This window comes from Mesorhizobium abyssinicae (genome assembly GCF_049887195.1).
In the GTDB taxonomy this organism is placed as follows: Bacteria; Pseudomonadota; Alphaproteobacteria; order Rhizobiales; family Rhizobiaceae; genus Mesorhizobium; species Mesorhizobium abyssinicae.
The window spans coordinates 241,404-258,605 of record NZ_JARAKC010000008.1; the positions used below are offsets into that span (position 1 = coordinate 241,404).

The 17,202-nt window shown below is 64.4% G+C and carries 22 protein-coding genes; 10 read left to right on the forward strand and 12 right to left on the reverse strand.

The features are described 5' to 3' along the window. Positions 1–57: 57 nt before the first annotated feature. Positions 58–951 carry an acetylglutamate kinase gene (gene argB, locus PU724_RS19675; protein WP_127284064.1) on the forward strand — a complete coding sequence of 298 codons (894 nt, stop codon included), beginning with the start codon at positions 58–60 and terminating at the stop codon, positions 949–951. Positions 952–981: 30 nt separating this feature from the next. On the opposite strand, the gene PU724_RS19680 is transcribed toward argB, so the two are convergent. The 3 genes from PU724_RS19680 to PU724_RS19690 form a co-directional block, all read right to left on the reverse strand. After that, positions 982–1,380, reverse strand: a complete 399-nt coding sequence (locus PU724_RS19680) for a RidA family protein (protein WP_354420486.1) — start codon at positions 1,378–1,380, stop codon at positions 982–984. A 163-nt stretch (positions 1,381–1,543) separates the two neighbouring features. After that, entirely contained in the window at positions 1,544–3,091 is a 1,548-nt protein-coding gene (bchE, locus tag PU724_RS19685; RefSeq protein WP_354420487.1) for a magnesium-protoporphyrin IX monomethyl ester anaerobic oxidative cyclase, read from the reverse strand. 108 nt (positions 3,092–3,199) lie between these two features. Next, positions 3,200–3,676, reverse strand: a complete 477-nt coding sequence (locus PU724_RS19690) for an Lrp/AsnC family transcriptional regulator (RefSeq protein ID WP_127284067.1) — start codon at positions 3,674–3,676, stop codon at positions 3,200–3,202. 140 nt (positions 3,677–3,816) lie between these two features. Between PU724_RS19690 and phhA the strand changes: the two genes are divergently transcribed. After that, positions 3,817–4,650, forward strand: a complete 834-nt coding sequence (gene phhA, locus PU724_RS19695; RefSeq protein ID WP_354420488.1) for a phenylalanine 4-monooxygenase — start codon at positions 3,817–3,819, stop codon at positions 4,648–4,650. A gap of 195 nt (positions 4,651–4,845) precedes the next feature. Here the strand turns inward: phhA and PU724_RS19700 are convergent, their stop codons facing one another. After that, the gene (locus PU724_RS19700; RefSeq protein WP_354420489.1) at positions 4,846–5,337 is read right to left on the reverse strand and encodes a MarR family winged helix-turn-helix transcriptional regulator; all 492 of its coding nucleotides are present in this window, start codon (positions 5,335–5,337) and stop codon (positions 4,846–4,848) included. Positions 5,338–5,432: 95 nt separating this feature from the next. Between PU724_RS19700 and PU724_RS19705 the strand changes: the two genes are divergently transcribed. Further along, positions 5,433–5,600: a hypothetical protein gene (locus PU724_RS19705; RefSeq protein WP_187331341.1), complete on the forward strand. Its 168-nt coding sequence runs from the start codon at positions 5,433–5,435 to the stop codon at positions 5,598–5,600. 139 nt (positions 5,601–5,739) lie between these two features. Here the strand turns inward: PU724_RS19705 and PU724_RS19710 are convergent, their stop codons facing one another. From PU724_RS19710 to PU724_RS19720, 3 genes are all read right to left on the reverse strand, one after another. Continuing rightward, positions 5,740–7,179, reverse strand: coding sequence for a GMC oxidoreductase (locus PU724_RS19710; RefSeq protein ID WP_354420490.1), 1,440 nt, complete (start codon positions 7,177–7,179; stop codon positions 5,740–5,742). Next, positions 7,176–7,346, reverse strand: a complete 171-nt coding sequence (locus tag PU724_RS19715) for a hypothetical protein (protein ID WP_135859371.1) — start codon at positions 7,344–7,346, stop codon at positions 7,176–7,178. The genes PU724_RS19710 and PU724_RS19715 overlap by 4 nt, the downstream gene beginning before the upstream one ends. 192 nt (positions 7,347–7,538) lie before the next feature. After that, positions 7,539–8,300 carry a GGDEF domain-containing protein gene (locus PU724_RS19720; RefSeq protein WP_135859370.1) on the reverse strand — a complete coding sequence of 254 codons (762 nt, stop codon included), beginning with the start codon at positions 8,298–8,300 and terminating at the stop codon, positions 7,539–7,541. 161 nt (positions 8,301–8,461) lie between these two features. Between PU724_RS19720 and PU724_RS19725 the strand changes: the two genes are divergently transcribed. Next, positions 8,462–9,169, forward strand: coding sequence for a pyrimidine 5'-nucleotidase (locus PU724_RS19725; RefSeq protein WP_127284073.1), 708 nt, complete (start codon positions 8,462–8,464; stop codon positions 9,167–9,169). A 66-nt stretch (positions 9,170–9,235) separates the two neighbouring features. On the opposite strand, the gene PU724_RS19730 is transcribed toward PU724_RS19725, so the two are convergent. From PU724_RS19730 to PU724_RS19740, 3 genes are all read right to left on the reverse strand, one after another. Then, positions 9,236–9,655, reverse strand: a complete 420-nt coding sequence (locus PU724_RS19730; protein WP_354420491.1) for a hypothetical protein — start codon at positions 9,653–9,655, stop codon at positions 9,236–9,238. 44 nt (positions 9,656–9,699) lie between these two features. Next, a complete protein-coding gene (locus PU724_RS19735) occupies positions 9,700–10,155 on the reverse strand; it encodes a hypothetical protein (RefSeq protein ID WP_320253700.1) in 456 nt (151 codons plus the stop codon). A 125-nt stretch (positions 10,156–10,280) separates the two neighbouring features. Beyond that, entirely contained in the window at positions 10,281–10,697 is a 417-nt protein-coding gene (locus tag PU724_RS19740; protein ID WP_189340673.1) for a hypothetical protein, read from the reverse strand. Positions 10,698–11,126: 429 nt separating this feature from the next. Here PU724_RS19740 and PU724_RS19745 point away from each other — a divergent pair, with 429 nt between their 5' ends. Together PU724_RS19745 and PU724_RS19750 are read left to right on the forward strand one after the other, a co-directional pair. Then, positions 11,127–11,738 carry a sensor histidine kinase gene (locus PU724_RS19745; protein WP_354420531.1) on the forward strand — a complete coding sequence of 204 codons (612 nt, stop codon included), beginning with the start codon at positions 11,127–11,129 and terminating at the stop codon, positions 11,736–11,738. Between the two features lie 354 nt (positions 11,739–12,092). Beyond that, on the forward strand, positions 12,093–12,713 hold the full coding sequence (locus PU724_RS19750; protein ID WP_245493378.1) for a response regulator: 621 nt from the start codon (positions 12,093–12,095) through the stop codon (positions 12,711–12,713). A gap of 37 nt (positions 12,714–12,750) precedes the next feature. Here PU724_RS19750 and PU724_RS19755 read toward each other — a convergent pair whose 3' ends face one another. Next, a complete protein-coding gene (locus PU724_RS19755) occupies positions 12,751–13,590 on the reverse strand; it encodes an LOG family protein (RefSeq protein WP_127284657.1) in 840 nt (279 codons plus the stop codon). Between the two features lie 144 nt (positions 13,591–13,734). Between PU724_RS19755 and dapD the strand changes: the two genes are divergently transcribed. The 4 genes from dapD (at position 13,735) to PU724_RS19775 (ending at position 16,112) form a co-directional block, all read left to right on the forward strand. After that, on the forward strand, positions 13,735–14,589 hold the full coding sequence (dapD, locus tag PU724_RS19760) for a 2,3,4,5-tetrahydropyridine-2,6-dicarboxylate N-succinyltransferase (protein ID WP_354420492.1): 855 nt from the start codon (positions 13,735–13,737) through the stop codon (positions 14,587–14,589). A gap of 72 nt (positions 14,590–14,661) precedes the next feature. Continuing rightward, positions 14,662–15,024, forward strand: a complete 363-nt coding sequence (locus tag PU724_RS19765) for a DUF805 domain-containing protein (RefSeq protein ID WP_127311288.1) — start codon at positions 14,662–14,664, stop codon at positions 15,022–15,024. Then, complete coding sequence (locus PU724_RS19770; RefSeq protein WP_245478396.1) at positions 15,017–15,394, forward strand: DUF805 domain-containing protein; 378 nt, start codon at positions 15,017–15,019, stop codon at positions 15,392–15,394. The genes PU724_RS19765 and PU724_RS19770 overlap by 8 nt, the downstream gene beginning before the upstream one ends. A 16-nt stretch (positions 15,395–15,410) precedes the next feature. Beyond that, positions 15,411–16,112 (forward strand): hypothetical protein, encoded by a 702-nt coding sequence (locus tag PU724_RS19775; protein WP_127284661.1) that lies wholly within the window; start codon positions 15,411–15,413, stop codon positions 16,110–16,112. Here PU724_RS19775 and PU724_RS19780 read toward each other — a convergent pair. Next, on the reverse strand, positions 16,087–17,121 hold the full coding sequence (locus tag PU724_RS19780; RefSeq protein ID WP_354420493.1) for a 2-dehydropantoate 2-reductase: 1,035 nt from the start codon (positions 17,119–17,121) through the stop codon (positions 16,087–16,089). The two genes, PU724_RS19775 and PU724_RS19780, sit on opposite strands and share 26 nt — an antisense overlap. Between the last annotated feature and the right edge of the window lie 81 nt (positions 17,122–17,202).

Genomic DNA, 17,202 nt, shown 5'->3' on the forward strand with positions numbered 1-17,202 from the left:
CCCGAACCAATTCCCGCTAAGACGCGCGCCATCCTTGCCACTTTGGGAACAAGACCGATGACGGACATCGCCGCCACCGCCGAAATGCAGGCCGCGCTGCTTTCGCGGGCGCTGCCCTATATGCAGCGCTACGAGAACAAGACCGTCGTGGTGAAATATGGCGGCCACGCCATGGGCGACAGCGAGCTCGGCAAGGCCTTCGCTCGCGACATCGCGCTGTTGAAACAATCCGGCGTCAATCCGATCGTGGTGCATGGCGGCGGACCGCAGATCGGCGCCATGCTCAACAAGATGGGCATCGAATCCAAATTCGAAGGCGGCCTGCGCGTCACCGATCAGAAGACGGTGGAGATCGTCGAGATGGTGCTGGCCGGCTCGATCAACAAGGAGATCGTGGCGCTGATCAACGCCGAGGGCGAATGGGCGATCGGGCTGTGCGGCAAGGACGGCAACATGGTGTTCGCCGAAAAGGCGCGCAAGACCATGATCGACCCGGACTCCAACATCGAGCGGGTGCTCGATCTCGGCTTCGTCGGCGAGCCGGTCGAGGTCGACCGCACGCTGCTCGACCTGCTCGCGCGCTCCGAAATGATCCCGGTGCTGGCGCCGGTGGCGCCCGGCCGCGACGGCCACACCTACAACATCAATGCCGATACTTTCGCCGGCGCGATCGCCGGCGCCTGCAAGGCCTCGCGCCTCTTGTTCCTAACCGACGTGCCCGGCGTGCTCGACAGGAACAAGACGCTGATCGACGAGCTGACGGTTTCCGAGGCCAAGGCGCTGATCAGGGACGGCACGGTGTCGGGCGGCATGATCCCGAAGGTCGAGACCTGCATCGAGGCGATCGAGCGCGGCGTCGAAGGCGTCGTCATCCTCAACGGCAAGACGCCGCATTCGGTGCTGCTTGAGCTGTTCACCGAGCACGGCGCCGGCACGCTGATTGTGCCGTGAAGCGGCCTGCCGATCAGCCTGGCTGTTCTGTCAGGCGGGTTGAGGCAGGCGGGCGATGACCTTTATTTCGAAATCAAAGCCGGCCAGCCAATTGACGCCGACCGCAGTCCAGTTGGTGTAAGGCGGTTCGCCAAACACTTTCAACCGAACGGCATCGATCGCCGCCCACTGCGCTGCAGGATCGGTGTGGAAGGTGGTGACGTCGACAATATCGTCGAACGTGCCGCCGGCGGCTTTCAGCACAGCTGCGAGGTTGTCGAAGGCCAGCTGGACCTGCTTCTCGAAGACCGGCTCGGGCGAGCCGTCCTCACGGCTGCCGACCTGGCCCGAGACGAACAGAAAGTCGCCCGAGCGGATCGCCGCCGAATAGCGATTGATCTCATAGAGTGCCTGCCTTTCGGCAGGAAAGATTGCGTCACGTTTGCTCATTGTCATTCCATTCAGATGTGGCAGACCCAATCTGCTGGCGATCCGGGCCTGCGTTCCATGGTCCGGGACAATTCACATACGCCCCGTATGCCTGAGATGGGTGCATACGTTGCGTATGTCAATACGCATACGTTACGTATGTCTGTAAATGGCAGCGAACCCCTCAGGCGCCGGGTGAGATTGCAACGGTCGCTTCGGCCGGCTTGCGCGGCGGCCGCATGACCACCATCGATTCTTCCTCGGCGTCCTGCGGCGCGCCCCAGAATTCGGCGAGCGTCGGCCCGTCCGTCACGCGGCGGTCGCGGGCCAGAAAACCCCAGACTTCGCGAAACCAGACGCGGCGGCCCATCTTCGTGTACCAGCGCATCGAATGGCGCTGCTCGGGATCGCGGTGGAAGAGGATTCGCGCCAGCGCCTTCGGCCGCGACTGCACGGCGAGCTCGATCAGCTTGACGCTGAAGAACAGCATCCAGGGTTTTAGCCGCGTCATCCTCAGCACCTGGTGCTTGTAGTCCCACAGCCGGACATCGCTCTGGATCACCGTCCGATCCTTGGCGATGCGGAAGAAAGGCGTCCAGCGGTGCGGCGTGACATAGAGCGCCTGGATCTGGTCGGGATCGTAGGCGATCAACTGGCGGAAGCCGCGCCAGAGGTCGCGAAAGCCCTCGTCCTCGAAGCCGGCCACCCAGGTCGCCATTGACAATATGCCATGCTGACGGAGCAGGCGGATCGCTTCGCGGTCTGAAGCCGTGCTGCCGCCCTTGCGGATCAATGACAGCGTCTCCTCGTCGGTGTTCTCCATGCCGAGCAGCCAGCGGATGACGCCGGCCTTGCGGTAGAGATGCAGCATATCGGCATCGCGCACGATGTCGTCGGCGCGGGTCGAGCCGACGATCAGCACCGGCACGTCTTCAGCGATCATGGCGTCGAGAAAGGCGCGCCAGGCTTTCTTCGACGAGGTCGGGTTCTCGTCGGCGAGATTGATCAGATCGACGCCGTGCTCGCGGTGCAGCCAGGCGATCTCACGCGCGAAGTTCTTGGGGTCGCGATGGCGCCAGCGGGTCCAGAAGCCGCGCTGGCCGCAATAGTTGCATAGATGCGGACAGCCTCGGGAGAACTGCATGACCACGGCGCGCTTGCCGCCCCAGTAGCTGTAGCGGCGGTGGTCGATCAACTCCCAGCCGACGCGATAATCATCGAGAGTGGCGATGGTGCCTGCCGAACGGGTGGCGAAGGGACGGCCGAGATCGTCGCGATAGGCGATGCCGGCCACATCGGCGAGCGGCCGCCGCCGGTCCAGCGCCTCGATCAGCGACACGATGGTCGCCTCGCCCTCGCCGCGCACGATGACGTCGAAGGCTTCCGTTCCCGCCAGTATGTCGCGCCAGTGATAGGTCGGGAAGACGCCGCCATAGATCACCAGCGTCGCCGGCGCGCGGCCCTTGACCATGCGCGCGATTTGCAGCGCGGTCGGATGCGCCGAGGTGGAGCCGGAATGGCCGATCAGGATGCAGTCGGGACCGTCGCCCAGGGCATCCTCGACGAGCGCGGGAAGCGGCATCGGCCCGAACTCGGCATCGACGAGGCGGACCTCATGGCCGGCATCGAGCAGCGGGCCGCCGAGCGCCAGCAGACCGAGCGGCGGCAGATGGTCGTCCGGCACGCGGCTGCCGATGGCGGTGTGCGGCGGGTTGATCAGCACGATCTTCATGGCGGACCTTCTTGTTCGATGGTCCGCCTGACCTAGCCTGCGATCTGGATGCCGACTTGGCCCTGTTCAGCAGTTTCGGTGCAGCTTTTCCGCAATAATGGCGCGTGGCTACTTCCTGAGATGCCCGAGCGGCACGTGGCCGGGCCCCTTGATGTTCTGCAGCACGAGTTGGGTGTGGACGTCGCGCACGCCGTCGAGCCGCATCAGCCGGTGCATGACGAAGGCGTTGAGCTCGTCGACCGAAGGCACCATGACATGCAGCAGGAAATCGTGGTCGCCGGTCATCGTCCAGCACGACGACACCTCGTCCATGCGCTGCACGGCGGCGATGAAGCTCTCGGGCGAGCCGTCGCTGTGGCTGACCAGCCGCACCTGGATGAACACCTCGACCGTCAGGCCGACGGCGCGGCGGCTGATGACGGCGCCAAAACCCTTGATGATGCCGGTGTCCTGAAGCGCCTCGAAACGCCGCGCGCAAGGCGTGGTCGAGAGGCCGATCTGCTGCGCCAGCTCCGACACAGGCTTGCGTCCGTCGCGCTGCAGGATGTCGAGCATCTTGATCTCGAAATCGTCAAACTGAGGCATTTTCACTCTCCAGCAGCTTTTCGATAGCTTCTTTTACCTCAAATAGCGCGAGCGGACCATTAGGAAAGCGGAATTGCCTCGCCGCCTCCGGCTAAATTGGCAACACGATTGCCACTCATGAATCCGCCAGGAGAACAGCCATGACGATCAGCGTTGCCGATTACGCCCGCGAATGCGAGGCGCAGGGCCTGCGCGGCGACTATTCGGTCTGCCGTGCCGATTTCACCGTGGCGCAGGGCTACGGCTACAGCGCCGACGAGCAGGCGGTGTGGCGCACGTTGTGCGACCGCCAGACCAAGCTGACACAAAAGCTCGCTCACCGCTCCTATCTCGACGGCGTCGCCGCACTCGGCCTGCTCGACCGGATCCCGGATTTCGACACGATCAGCGAGAAGCTGCGCAAGCTGACCGGCTGGGAGATCGTCGCCGTGCCGGGCCTCATCCCCGCGGCCCCCTTCTTCGACCACCTCGCCAACCGCCGCTTCCCGGTCACCAACTGGCTGCGGACGAAGGAAGAGCTCGACTACATCGTCGAGCCGGACATGTTCCACGACTTCTTCGGCCATGTGCCGATCCTGACGCAGCCGGTGTTCGCCGACTTCATGCAGATGTACGGCGAGAAGGCGGAGGACGTGATCGCGCTCGGCGGCGACGAGATGATCACCCGTCTCTATTGGTATAGCGCCGAATATGGGCTGATCCGGGAAGCCGGCCAGCCGCTGAAGGCTTTCGGCGCCGGGCTTATGTCGTCGTTCACCGAATTGCAGTTCGCCGTCGAGGGCAATGACGCGCACCACGTGCCCTTCGACCTCGAGACGGTGATGCGCACCGGCTACGAGATCGACAAGTTCCAGCGCGCCTATTTCGTGCTGCCGTCCTTCGACGTCTTGCGCGATGCCTTCGGCAGCGCCGATCTCGCCGGCATCGTCGCCCGCCACAAGGGCAAGCCGGCGCTTGACCCGGCGACGGTCTAACGCTCTCAAAGAGCGCGCAGCGGTCTTGAGAGCCATGCATCAAACAAGGTCTTGAAGCGCGGCGGCTCTGCGCGTCGCGCCTCGAGGTCGGCGTCGCCCCGCCGGCGTTCAGAGCGGTTCAGTTGCTGATTGGCGGCTGAACCGCTCCGAATATTTGCGGACAAGCGCCGCTCGGACAGCTCCGGCGCTTCGGGGTCAGCCGGCTTGCGGCGCCTCCGCCTTCAGCCGGGCAAGCTGCTCGCGCTGCAGGTCGAGCGCGGCGGCGATAAAGCGCTGGACGGCGGCGAGTTCGGCATCGCTGAAGCTGGCGATCAGCCTTTCGCCATCCCGCGCGATGGCGCCATAATAGCGCGCCGAAAGCTCGCGGGTCAGTTCGGTCGCCTCGATCACCACCTTGCGCCTGTCCTCCAGGCTGCGCGTGCGCGTCAGCAGGCCGCGCGCCTCCAGCCGGTCGATCAGCGCGGTGACCGCGGCCGGGGTCAGCCCGGTCGCGACCGCGATCGCGCCCGCCGATTGGGCGCCGCCATGGAGCAGCCCGAGGCACTGGCGCTCCGCCGCGTTCAGCCCGAGCCTCGCCCCCACCGCCTCGTCATAGGCCTGCGTCGCATCCTGCCAGCGCATGATGGCGTGACTGATGGCTGCCGTCATATCGGCGCGATTCGTGCTTGACGATTTTGTTTCGATCATCTAACTATCAATCTGTCTAACATTAAGACGACAGTAGCAATATGCGGCCGCAGCCTGCGCAAGGCAAGGTCCCGGTCGCTGACAAGGAGCGAAAAATGAGCTTGATTCAGCAGCGGACTCCCCTCTCGCACGAGGAGGAGTTCAAATACGCCAAGCTGGCGATGGAATGGTATGGCTGGGGTTCGCCGATCGGCCTCGGCATCCTGCTGGTGGCGCTGGCGGCGGCAGCCGTGCTGGTGCGCATCGCCGTCTACGGCCTTTAAGCCGGCGGCAGACGATTCTCCCCAAAGGCGCGGCAAGGGCGACGCCGGCGGCCTATCCGGCTGCCGGCGTCGCTTGCCTTTGGGATGATCTTTTCGCAATTCCGGACGGAAAACCGCGACGCGCCGTTGCTGGAATTGCTCAGACGGTGATGACCTTGCTCAGATGATCGCCCAGCCGGCAGGCCAGCGCGGTGATCGTCGTCGTCGGATTGCATTCGCCCGAGGTGCAGAACACCGAGGAGCCGCCGACATAGAGATTATCCATGCCGTGCACCTTCGAATTGGCATCGACCACGCTCTTGGTCACATCCGTGCCCATGCGCGTGCCGCCCATATGATGGTGTCCGGCCAGCTCCTCATTCGTCGGATAGTCCTCGCCATTGGTCAGCCAGTCGGCGATGCGCACCCGGCCGAGGTTCTTCTCGGCCAGCGTCTTGCCGAACAGCCGGAGGCCTTCGAGAATCGTGCGGTGCTCCAGCGGCGATTTCCTCCAGTGCAGTTCGATGCGCGGCACGCCGGCGTGGTCGACATCGGTCTTCGACAGCTCGATCTGGTTGGAAGCCACCGGCGCCTGTTCCCAGGCGACATAGAGCTGGGCGGCGCAACGCAGGCGCTGGCTGAGCTTGGCTGACATCCATTCGGCCATGTCGGGCGCCGTGCAGGCGAGGTCGGCGATCAACCGCTTGACGCTCGGATAGGGCGTCTCGATCAGCCGGATGCCGAAATTCATGATCTGCAGCCGTTCCATGGCGGGCAGTGTCGGCGAGAAGAAAGCCTCGTTGACGGCGTCGACCTCGAACTCGCCATAGTCGGCGAGGATGGCATTGCCGCCCTCGAAGGTCGGGTGCTCCATCCAGTAGCGGCCGAGCGCCGCGGCGTTCGGCACGACGCCGCCGTTCGAGCGCTGGTTCGACCACAGAAGCAGCCGCGAATTCTCCAGCCCGCCGGTGCAGACGATGAAGTAGTCGGCGGTGAAGGTTCCGGCATCCTGCCCGTTCGACCACAGCCTGGCGCCGGTCACGCGCTTGCCGTCGCCGGAAAGTTCGGTCGCATAGGTGTTGAGCACGACGGCGATGTTCTTGCTCTTGTCCAGCTCTTCGGCGAATTTCTCGCCGAAGCGCACGGCCGGGCTCTTGATCAGCTGCACCCAGCGGATGTCGTCCGAGATTGGCACATCGGGCCGGAAGTCGGGAAGCTCGAGGATGTCGTGGACTTCTCCCAGATAGGGCTCGATGTCGGCGCGGCTGATCGGCCAGCCGGTGTCCGGCGCCCAGGCCTTGGGCTCGAAGTCCTGGCTGTCGAGCACCCGGCACCAGCCCGCCCAGTGGTTGGACGAACCGCCCATGAAGCGCAGCCGCGTGATGTCGAGATCGAAATAGGGATCGCCGACCGTGGCGCCGCGATAGAAGTCCTGCGATTCGTCGCTGAATTCGCGCGATCCGGCCTCCAGCACGACGACGGGAATGCCGGCGGCGCCCAGCTTTCTGGCGATCGTGGTGCCGGCCGGGCCGGATCCGAGGATGCAGGCCCTGGCGGCGAAATTCGCCGCGCGGAAGGCCTCGTAGCTGTCGAAGATCATGCGAGATCGCTCCGCTTCAGGATCCAGCCATTGACCTCGACGATCTCATTTGGGTCGGCGTTGGGGGGATCGACGACGGGCTGGTTGCGGAACAATGACAGGGCCGGCAGCGCGACCAGCGCCTGCACGATGGCGCGGCGCGACATTTTCTTGATGAAGAAGCTCATGACACGTCTTTCGATGGGGGCCTCGATCCACGCATGGCGTTCCTGAACGGCACACGCCCGCCAGCAAAAGCCAGTTTCGTGCCAATGCTAGCGCAGGCTTCCCTCACAACCGGATAAGCGTCCCGGTTGAATGCGAACATGGTTAGGATTTCGCGAGCCTGCCGGCGGGTGCGCACTCTTCGCGGGTGGATCTCAGGCGGCTTCCGAGACATCGCGGTCGAGGATCGACAGGTTGCGGCCACGATGCTTGGCCTCGTAGAGCCGCCGGTCGGCGGCGCGCATCAGCTCGGACACGTTGACGCCCTCGCCGCATATGGTGCCGCCGATGGAGACGGTGAGCGGCACGGTGCGTTCGTCGACCGGGCGGAAGCGGATCAGCTCGACCTCGCGGCGGACGCGCTCGGCGACGCGCTTGGCCTCCTGCGTGGTGGCGCCGACCAGGAAGGCGGCGAATTCCTCGCCGCCGATGCGACCGAGCACGTCGCCGCTGCGCACGCCGCGCTCGATGGCGCTGGCGATCAGCAGAAGAGCGTCGTCGCCGGTCAGATGGCCGTAGCTGTCATTGATCATCTTGAAGTGATCGGCGTCGATGATCAGCAGCGCGCCGCGATCGGATTTGCGCCGCGAGCCGTCGAGGGCGGCAAAGAAGCTTTCGCGGTTGAGCATGCCGGTCATGTCGTCGCGACTCGCCTTTTCCGACAGACGCCGGTGCGCGGTGGCAAGCTGGGCATGCGCCCGGGCGAGTTCGCGATGCGCGCTTTTCAACCTGTCGGTTTGCCAGAAGGTGGTGGCGCTGGCGATCCAGGCCAGGATCAGCGGGAACACGGTGGAGGTCAGCCAGATCGCGCGGCTGAGCGGGACGCCCAGTGCCGGCATGATGATCAGCGTCAACAAAAGCGAGATGGCTACCGAGGCGCACGCGACCGCGGCGGACTTCAGAAATAGGCGATTCATCGCTGACTCCCACAGAACCGCTTCTGTGCCAGCAAGCGCTGAAGGCGACCTTTCGGCGATGGCTAAAATTTGAAACGACACGCGATTTTCGCCGCGAGCGGCGCGCATAAGTTGTGGATAAATCCCCTGCCGAAGATTCTATTTCGTGCCATAAGGAGCCCATGACCACGCTGCCAGACCCCGCCCGCTTCGCCCATGTCACGGACTGGGTGTTCGATCTCGACAACACGCTTTACCCGCACCATTCGAACCTGTTCGCGCAGATCGACGTGAAGATGACGGCCTATGTCGGCGAGCTGTTGACGCTGCCCCGCGATGAGGCGCGCAAGCTGCAGAAGGAACTCTACCTGGAGTATGGCACCACGCTGAACGGGCTGATGACGCGCCACGGCATCGACCCGGACGACTTCCTCGAAAAGGTGCATGACATCGACTATTCCTGGCTGGTGCCCGACCCCGTGCTCGGGGCAGCGATCCGCCAGCTTCCCGGGCGCAAGTTCATCTTCACCAATGGCGACCGCAGGCATGCCGAGCGCACCGCGCGACAGCTCGGCATCCTCGAGCATTTCGACGACATCTTCGATATCGTCGCGGCCGGGCTCAACCCCAAGCCGGCGCGCCAGACCTATGAGCGGTTCGCCGAGCTGCATTCCGTCACCGGCCACAATGCGGTGATGTTCGAGGACCTTGCCCGCAATCTCTCGGTGCCGAAAGCGCTGGGCATGACGACGGTGCTGGTGGTGCCGCGCAATTTCGAGCCGACCTTCGCGGAGATCTGGGAGCGCGACCCGGCCAATGAGGACGACGTCGATTTCGTCACCGACGACCTCGCCAGCTTCCTGACGGCGATCGTCGAAGTCACGGCGTGACCGGATCGCCGGCGCATGCAGCCCGTGCGCAGCGGCGCAGGCGGCATGCTGAACGTTGGGCATCGGCTATTTCAGCGTGAAGTCCGGGATCGTGCCGGGCGGCAGTCCCAGCCGGCCATTCAGGTCCTTCAGGAACCGGCACCAGTCTGGAGTGCCGCCAGTTCCTCGGCCGTTGCCATTGCCGTCCGACGCGTTGCCGTTGCCGAAGCCGTTGCCGCAATTGGCGTTACCGTTGAAGTTGCCACTATTGAAGTTGCCGCTGAAGCTCCCGGCATTACCGTTGCCATTGAAATTGCCGTGATTGCCATTGCCGTTGAAGTTGCCGGAGTTTCCGTTGCCGTTGAAGTTGCCGGTGTTGCCAAGGCCGTTGGCAACACCGATCGGAAGGTCGGCAATCCTGACCAGGGCCGAGGCGTCGGCGGCAAGCATCGCGGCAAGCAGCGTGCCGAGTGCGAGGCTGTTTCCCTCAAGCAGCCTCGCCGCCAATTGGCGCTTGCGAGGCGAAGCGGACCTCGGCGATCTCGGACCGGTCATCGGTTGTTTCCCCGGCCGTTGAAATTGCCGTTGAAGGCCCCGACATTGCCATTGCCATTGTAGGAGCCGCCGTTGAAGTTGCCGTTCCCGGCGCCGATATTGCCGTTGCCGTCATATTCGCCGGTGTTGCCGTTGCCGTTGAAGGCACCGACATTCTGATTTCCGCTCGTCGACGATGTGTTGTCGTTGCCGTTGAAGGCGCCGACATTGCCGGTGCCGCTGTTGAAGGCGCCGACGTTGCCGCTGCCGCTGTTCTTGTAACCGACATTGCCGCCCGAGAAACCGAGCGGATTCATGCCGCGGACATCCGAACCGATGGACTGGCCGTACCGGCCGACGCTTTGCTGGACGCGTGACATGCTGAAGGCCTGGGTGCCTGTCGTGCCGTCGGCTTTCGCGGCGGTGGCGCTGATCAGGCCCAGGCACAGCGCCATTGGGACGCGCGATTTCATGTGCGAATTCCTTCCATAACTTCGCATTGAAAAAAACTGGGACCGCCGGCGACACGTCGCGAAAGCCTTGCGCGGGGGGACGGGCGCTGGCTCGGCGATCCCAGAAGCGTCAGCGTCTTTCGACGCTACTGGTTGGCATTGCCGTTGCCGTTGCCGTTACCCATGCCCCAGTTGCCATTGCCGTTGGCATTGCCGTTGCCGAGGCCGAAATTGGCATTGCCGTTCAGGTTGCCGTTGCCGAGGCCGAAATTGCCGTTGCCGTTGCCGTTGCCGTTCGCGGCGCCGGCGTTGAGGTTGCCGTTGTAGTTGCCGTTGAAGGCGCCGGCATTCGCGTTGCCGTTGCCATTGCCGTTGCCGAAGCCGAAATTGCCGTTGCCGTTGAAGTTGCCGTTGAAGGCGCCGGTATTGGCGTTGCCGTTGCCATTGCCGTTGCCGACGCCGACGTTGCCGTTGCCGTTGCCGTTGCCGCTGCCGATCGAAACAGCGGACGCCGTACCGGTCAGAGCCGACAGGACAGCCGCGGCCAGAATGATCTTCCTCATGACGTTCTCCTTGGTTTGCGTTGAACTTCCCGGCCGCAACAAAGATGGCCGAGACGACGCAAGAAGAATGCGCGCAGAAAAGGCGACCGGACATTCGGGCTGATCGGCATGTCCTGTCAGTTTTTCAGCTGATGTCCTTGTCGGGAAAAGCCGACGGGACCGGGAAAAAACTGACAGGCATAAGGGCGTATGTGGGTGTATATTGCACAGAGAGACAGAAATTCGGGGCCTTTTCTCACAAATCCGTGAACGGCAAGTCCTGTAGAGCAATTCCAGGAAAAGCGTGGAACGGTTTTCCGCCTGGAGTTGCTTCAAACAAGGGGACTTAGCGGCAAGAGAACAGAAGGGGCGATGCGGGCTGGTATCGACACGCGCGAGAGCGACACTTCAAAGTCCCGGCGCCGGAGACTGGCGCGACGCTTGATCGCCGTGCAGGAAGAACGGTGCCGGCGCCTGTCGCGCGAGCTCCACGACGATCTCGGCCAGATGCTGGCCAGTGTCGCGCTCGAACTGCACGGCATCCGCGCAGCGTCCCCGGAACAGGGTGAGCGCCTCACGCGGGCTGCCATGCTCGTCGATCAGTTGAGCGCCAGGGTACACGCCGCCGCCTGGAATTTGCGGCCCGCCGACCTGGATCACCTGGGGCTTCGCGCCTGCGTCGAGGACCTCGCCGCCATGCTGTGCGCTCAGCTCGATATCCCTTGCGACATGGACCTGGAAGCGCTTTCGCGGTCACTCGCCCCCGAGATTGCCCTGACCCTGTACCGTGTCGCGCAAGAGGCGCTTACCAACATCGGCAAGCATGCTCAGCCGCGCCGCGCGAGCGTGACGGCCCATATCTGCGATGGCCGGCTGCGCCTTACGATCGAGGACGATGGCCGCGGGTTCGATGCCGACGCCACGCTCGGCTCCCGCGCCCTGGGGCTTGCGGGAATGAGAGAGCGCCTCGCGCTGATCGGAGGCGAACTGTCGATTGAAACGGCCAGGGACAGGGGGACCACCCTCTATGCCGATGTGCCCCTCTTTGCCGATATGCCTTGACGGACTGAGGGCCCCGCCTGGGCCGCGAGCCGGCACGATCGTCGACGGCAATGTGATCCGCTCCAGGCATTTGTTCTCACACGGTCTTGAACGAAACCACGACAGCGCTCCAGCTTCGCGACGGGCTACGTGAAGCGCGCCACATCCGAGACCACTGGCTGCGGCTTACAATCAGCGCGAGGGTTCGACGAGATGTCCGACCCACTGCTCCCGCTCAGGGTTTGCAGGGATAGACGCGCTCCTCCCGTCGTTCGGGACGAGCTGTCATGAACCATCAAGGGCAAGGGGATCTCTCCACGTGATGGACCTTTGACAGGCTGATGGAGGTTAAGGGTGTCGCGTAGAAGGATATTCGTGGTTGATGACCACCCGATCGTCCTGTCCGGCATCGGCGCGATGATCGATGGCCAGGTGGACATGACGATCGTCGGACTTGCGGCGAATGCGGACGAGGCCCTCGAAACCATCGGCAAGGCCCTGCCTGACGTCGCGGTGATCGATATCTCGCTTCCTGGCGTCAATGGGGTCATGCTCATCGAGCGGCTTCTCGAAAGGTACCCCAGCCTCAAGTGCATCGCGCTGACGGCTCATGAGGATCCCGGCTGCCTGCGTCAGGTGCTGGCCGCGGGCGGCAGGGGGTTTGTGGTCAAGCGGTCGACGACCACGGATCTGCTGCAAGCCATCCGCTGCGTGCTGGCCGGCGACAACTACGTCGACCCGGCACTGGCCGCGCGCATCCTCAGCCCACGCAGCAGCGTGCAAGGCGATGCCGGCAATTTGAGCGAACGGGAGCGATCGGTCATCCAGCTGGTGGCCTTCGGCTACAGCAACAAGGAGATCTCCTCGCGGCTCAATCTCAGCATAAAGACCATCGAGACCTACAGGACCAGGGCAACCGACAAGCTCGAACTCCACTCCCGGGCGGCCATCGTGCGCTTCGCGCAATCGGTCGGATGGCTGGCCGAGCTGCAATAGCGGACAGCGTCGGCCCAGGGGCGAGTTGCCGGGCCGGTCAGAGATTGTAGAAGCGGCTGATGATGGCCCAGGCCTCGTCGGCGGTGTCGACGAAATCGATGATGTCCTGGTCGCCGGGCGTGATGGTGCCTTGCTCGGCGAGGAAATCGAGATCGATCGCGCGCTGCCAGAAGGCCTTGCCGAACAGGATCACCGGCACGCGCTCCATGCGGCCGGTCTGGATCAACGTCAGGGTCTCGAAGAATTCGTCCATCGTGCCGAACCCGCCCGGGAACACCGCGACGGCCTTGGCGCGCATGACGAAATGCATCTTGCGGATGGCGAAATAGTGGAAGTTGAAGCAGAGCTCGGGCGTCACATAGGCGTTCGGCGCCTGCTCGTGCGGCAGCACGATGTTGAGGCCGATGGACGGCGCGCCGACATCGTCGGCGCCGCGGTTTCCCGCCTCCATGACGCCAGGCCCGCCGCCGGTGACGACGACGAATTCGCGATAGTAGGAGCCCGCCGAATGCTGCGAGCAGAGACGGGCGAATTTACGCGCCTCTTCGTAATAGCGGCTGTTCAGCTCGAGGTTCTTCTTCTGCGTCTCGTTCTTCGCCGCCCAGGCGTCGCCGCCGGGCTCCGGAATGCGGGCGCCGCCGAACAGGATGACGGTCGACTGGATGCCGCGCTCGGCGAGAATCATCTCCGGCTTCAGCAGCTCGAGCTGCAGCCTGACGGCGCGCAATTCGCGACGCGTCATGAAGTCGGGATCGTTCCAGGCCAGCCTGTAGGTGTCGGCGCGTGTCTGCGGCGTATCCGGCACGCTCTTTGCCCGCTCCAGATCCTCATCCGAATGTGGCAGCGGCGTCCATCCCGCCTTTTCCATGGGAGTCATCAAATCCACCCGTCCATTTTCTCCACTTGCGCCGTCCCGTGACGCAGTCGCGATTGACCCCTATCAGACCTTCACATAGGGTCCGCGCGACTTTGAAACAGGTTAAGGCGCTGCCCCTTAACAGCTTGGTAACGGAGCAAATTGATGTCGAAGCCCGATCTGGCGAGTCTCGAAAAGACCATCGAGAAGGCTTTTGACGAGCGCGACACGATTTCGACCGCGACGCGGGGCGAAACGCGCGACGCCATCGAGGCCGCGCTCGAGCTGCTCGACCGCGGCGCCGCCCGTGTCGCCGAGCGCCAGGCCGACGGCAAGTGGCACGTCAACCAGTGGCTGAAGAAAGCAGTGCTGCTCTCGTTCCGGCTGAACCCGATGGAGATCATCAAGGGCGGTCCCGGCCAGGCGGCCTGGTGGGACAAGGTGCCGTCGAAGTTCGAGGGCTGGGGCGCGGTGGATTTCGAGAAGGCCGGTTTCCGCGCCGTGCCGTCGTCGATCGTGCGCCGCTCGGCCTACATCGCGCCGGGTGCCGTGCTGATGCCGTCCTTCGTCAATGTCGGCGCCTATGTCGATTCGGGCACCATGGTCGACACCTGGGTCGGGGTCGGCTCCTGCGCCCAGATCGGCAAGAACGTGCATCTTTCGGGCGGCGTCGGCATCGGCGGCGTGCTGGAACCGATGCAGGCCGGCCCGACCATCATCGAGGACAATTGCTTCATCGGCGCGCGCTCGGAAGTGGTCGAGGGCTGCATCGTGCGCGAGGGCTCGGTGCTGGGCATGGGCGTGTTCATCGGCCAGTCGACAAAGATCGTCGATCGCGCCACCGGCGAGGTGTTCTATGGCGAAGTGCCGGCCAATTCGGTGGTCGTCGCCGGCTCGATGCCGGGCAAGCCGCTGCCCAATGGCGAACCCGGCCCCAGCCTCTACTGCGCCGTCATCGTCAAGCGGGTCGACGCCAAGACCCGCTCCAAGACGTCGATCAACGAGCTGCTTCGCGATTGATCTTTTCCGCGAACAGACGCACCTTCCGCCGGCGCGACATTCCGTCGCGCGGGTTCAACACGGAGGGGCGTCATGGACTGGAAGTATCTTCTGACCAGCTTCGAGGGCCGCATCAACCGCGCCAAGTTCTGGGCCGGCATCGGCATATTCATTGCCATCGGCATCGTTGCCTTCATCCTCGATTCGATCCTCGGCACTCGTTTCACCACGGCCAGCGGCGGCCAGGTCGGCATCATCGGCATCGTCGTCACGCTGGCATCGATCTATTTCGCGTTTGCTCTTTACGCCAAACGCTGGCACGACCGTAACAAGTCGGGCTGGTGGACGCTGATCGGCCTCATACCCATCATCGGCGGCATCTGGTTGCTTGTGGAACTCGGCATCCTTGAGGGCACCAGGGGCGCCAATCAGTATGGACCGGATCCGCTTGCCTGAAAAATCCGACCTTACCTGGCTTTTCTTCAAAACCTCGGGCCGCGTCAGCCGCGCGGCCTATTTTCTCGGCGGATTGCTGGTCGCCATCGTCCAGGCGTTTCCACTCTATCGCTTCACGCTGGTGCCGGAGGGTTCGCCCGAGAGCAACATGTGGTCGTTCATCTTCCTGATCGCCTTTGTCGGCTCGCTCTGGTCGAACATCGTTCTGGCGGTGAAGCGGCTGCACGATCTCGACAAGCCGGGCATCGCGGCGCTGGTGCTGTTCGTGCCGGTCGTCTCGATCGTCGCCTTCCTCGTGCTGTGCCTGTTTCCGGGGCAGCCCGGGCCCAACCGCTATGGCAGGCGCACCAACGCGCCGGCCGATTCCTGAGCGACCATCTTTCGCCATGCGCTACCGCACGCTCGATCCGAAACTGATCATCGAGACCGCCGAACGGCTGGAGGAGCGCGTCGCCGAGCGTTTTCCCGACGCCGGCCTTCGCGGCGTCGCCGCCGAACTGGTGTCGCTGTCGCGCGACCTGGCAAAGGGCGCCAAGGCGCTGGAGGCGCCGCTCTGGTGGCTGCGCGGCCTGATCGCCGCCGCCGTCGTCGCCGGCGCGCTGGTGTTCGTCTTCGTCGGCACCATCCTGCCGCTCGACCGGCTTTCGCGGACCAGCGACGCCGTCCAGTCGGTGCAAGGCATCGAAGCCTCGCTCAACATGTTCATCCTCGCCATCGTCGGCTTCCTGGCCCTCATCCGCACCGAGGAGCGCATCAAGCGCAAGCAGGTGTTCCGCCAGCTGCACGGCCTGCGCTCGCTGATCCACGTCATCGACATGCACCAGCTGACCAAGGACCCGGCGACGCTGTCGGCCAATTTCAAGCCGACCTCGCATTCGCCGGCCCGCATCACCAATGCCGCCGACCTCGCCCGCTACCTCGACTATTGTTCGGAGATGCTGTCGATCACCGGCAAGATCGCGGCGCTGTTCGCGCAGTCGGTCAATGACGACGTGGTCATCGACGGCGTCAACGACGTCGAGAACCTGGCCTCCAACCTGTCGCGCAAGATCTGGCAGAAGATCACCCTGATCGACGATCAGGTCTGACCGCTTCCGGCGCCAACCCCGGCGGACCGCGCCGTGCCGCCTCGGCCTCGCGTACCAGGGCGGCGACGCGTTCCGTCATCGGCGCCGGCACGCCGGAGCGTTCGGCGAGCGCGAGCACCGCGCCCTGCAATTCGCCGATCTCCGTCGGCCGGCCGCGCCGCAGGTCGTCCCACATGGACGAACGCGCCTCGGGGTCGATGGCCAGCATGCGGCGCGCCAGCCGCCGGAACAGCCAGTCGGGCAGGCCGAGCACCTTGGGCAGCAGCGCGGGACGCAGGCCGGCAATGCGCGCCGGCCGGATGCCCGACGCCCGCATCGCCGCCAGCGCCTCGTCGATCTGGGCTGCCAGGATCAGCCGCCAGCGGCGGTCGGCCAGTTCGGTTGCCAGCGGCAGGCCGGACAGCGCCACCAGCGCGTTGTTGAGGTTCATCAGGAGCTTGCCCCACAGTACCGCCTTCATGTCGGCATGGGTTTCGACGCCAAGCCCTTCGACATCGAGCAGGCCGGCAAGGCCGGCCACGCCGTCCTCGATCATCACCTTGCCCTCGCTGGCGCGATGCACATGAAACGGCGCCTCGCCCTCCGGTGTCTGCACGACATTGAACGGCACCATGCCGGCAAGCACGTGTCGCCCGGCAAGCCTTGCCCGCAGTTTCTCGGCATTGCCGACGCCGTTCTGCAGGCTGACCACCACCGCTTCCGGGCTGGCATGCGCCGCAATGAGCGCGGCCATCTCCTCGGTGGCGCCGCTCTTGACCGTCACCAGGACGATATTGGCGCCGGCCAGGGCCTCAGCCGGATCGGCGGTGACGGAAAGCGCCGCGGGCGCGATGCAGCGGTCGCGGCCATCGAGGTCGCTGAGCCGCAAGCCATCCTTGCGCAACGCCGCCTCGACGCGCGGGCGCGCCAGCAAAGCCACCTTGCGTCCGGCGAGCGCAAGGCAGCCGCCGACATAGCAGCCGATACTGCCGGCACCGGCAATGGCGATGGTCTTTTCTTCCCTGGCCATGCGATAGTCTCACCTTGGTCTGCGACTATACGACATGAAAACCATAATGTCGGCGCCATGGCCGGCCATGACGTCTGGTCG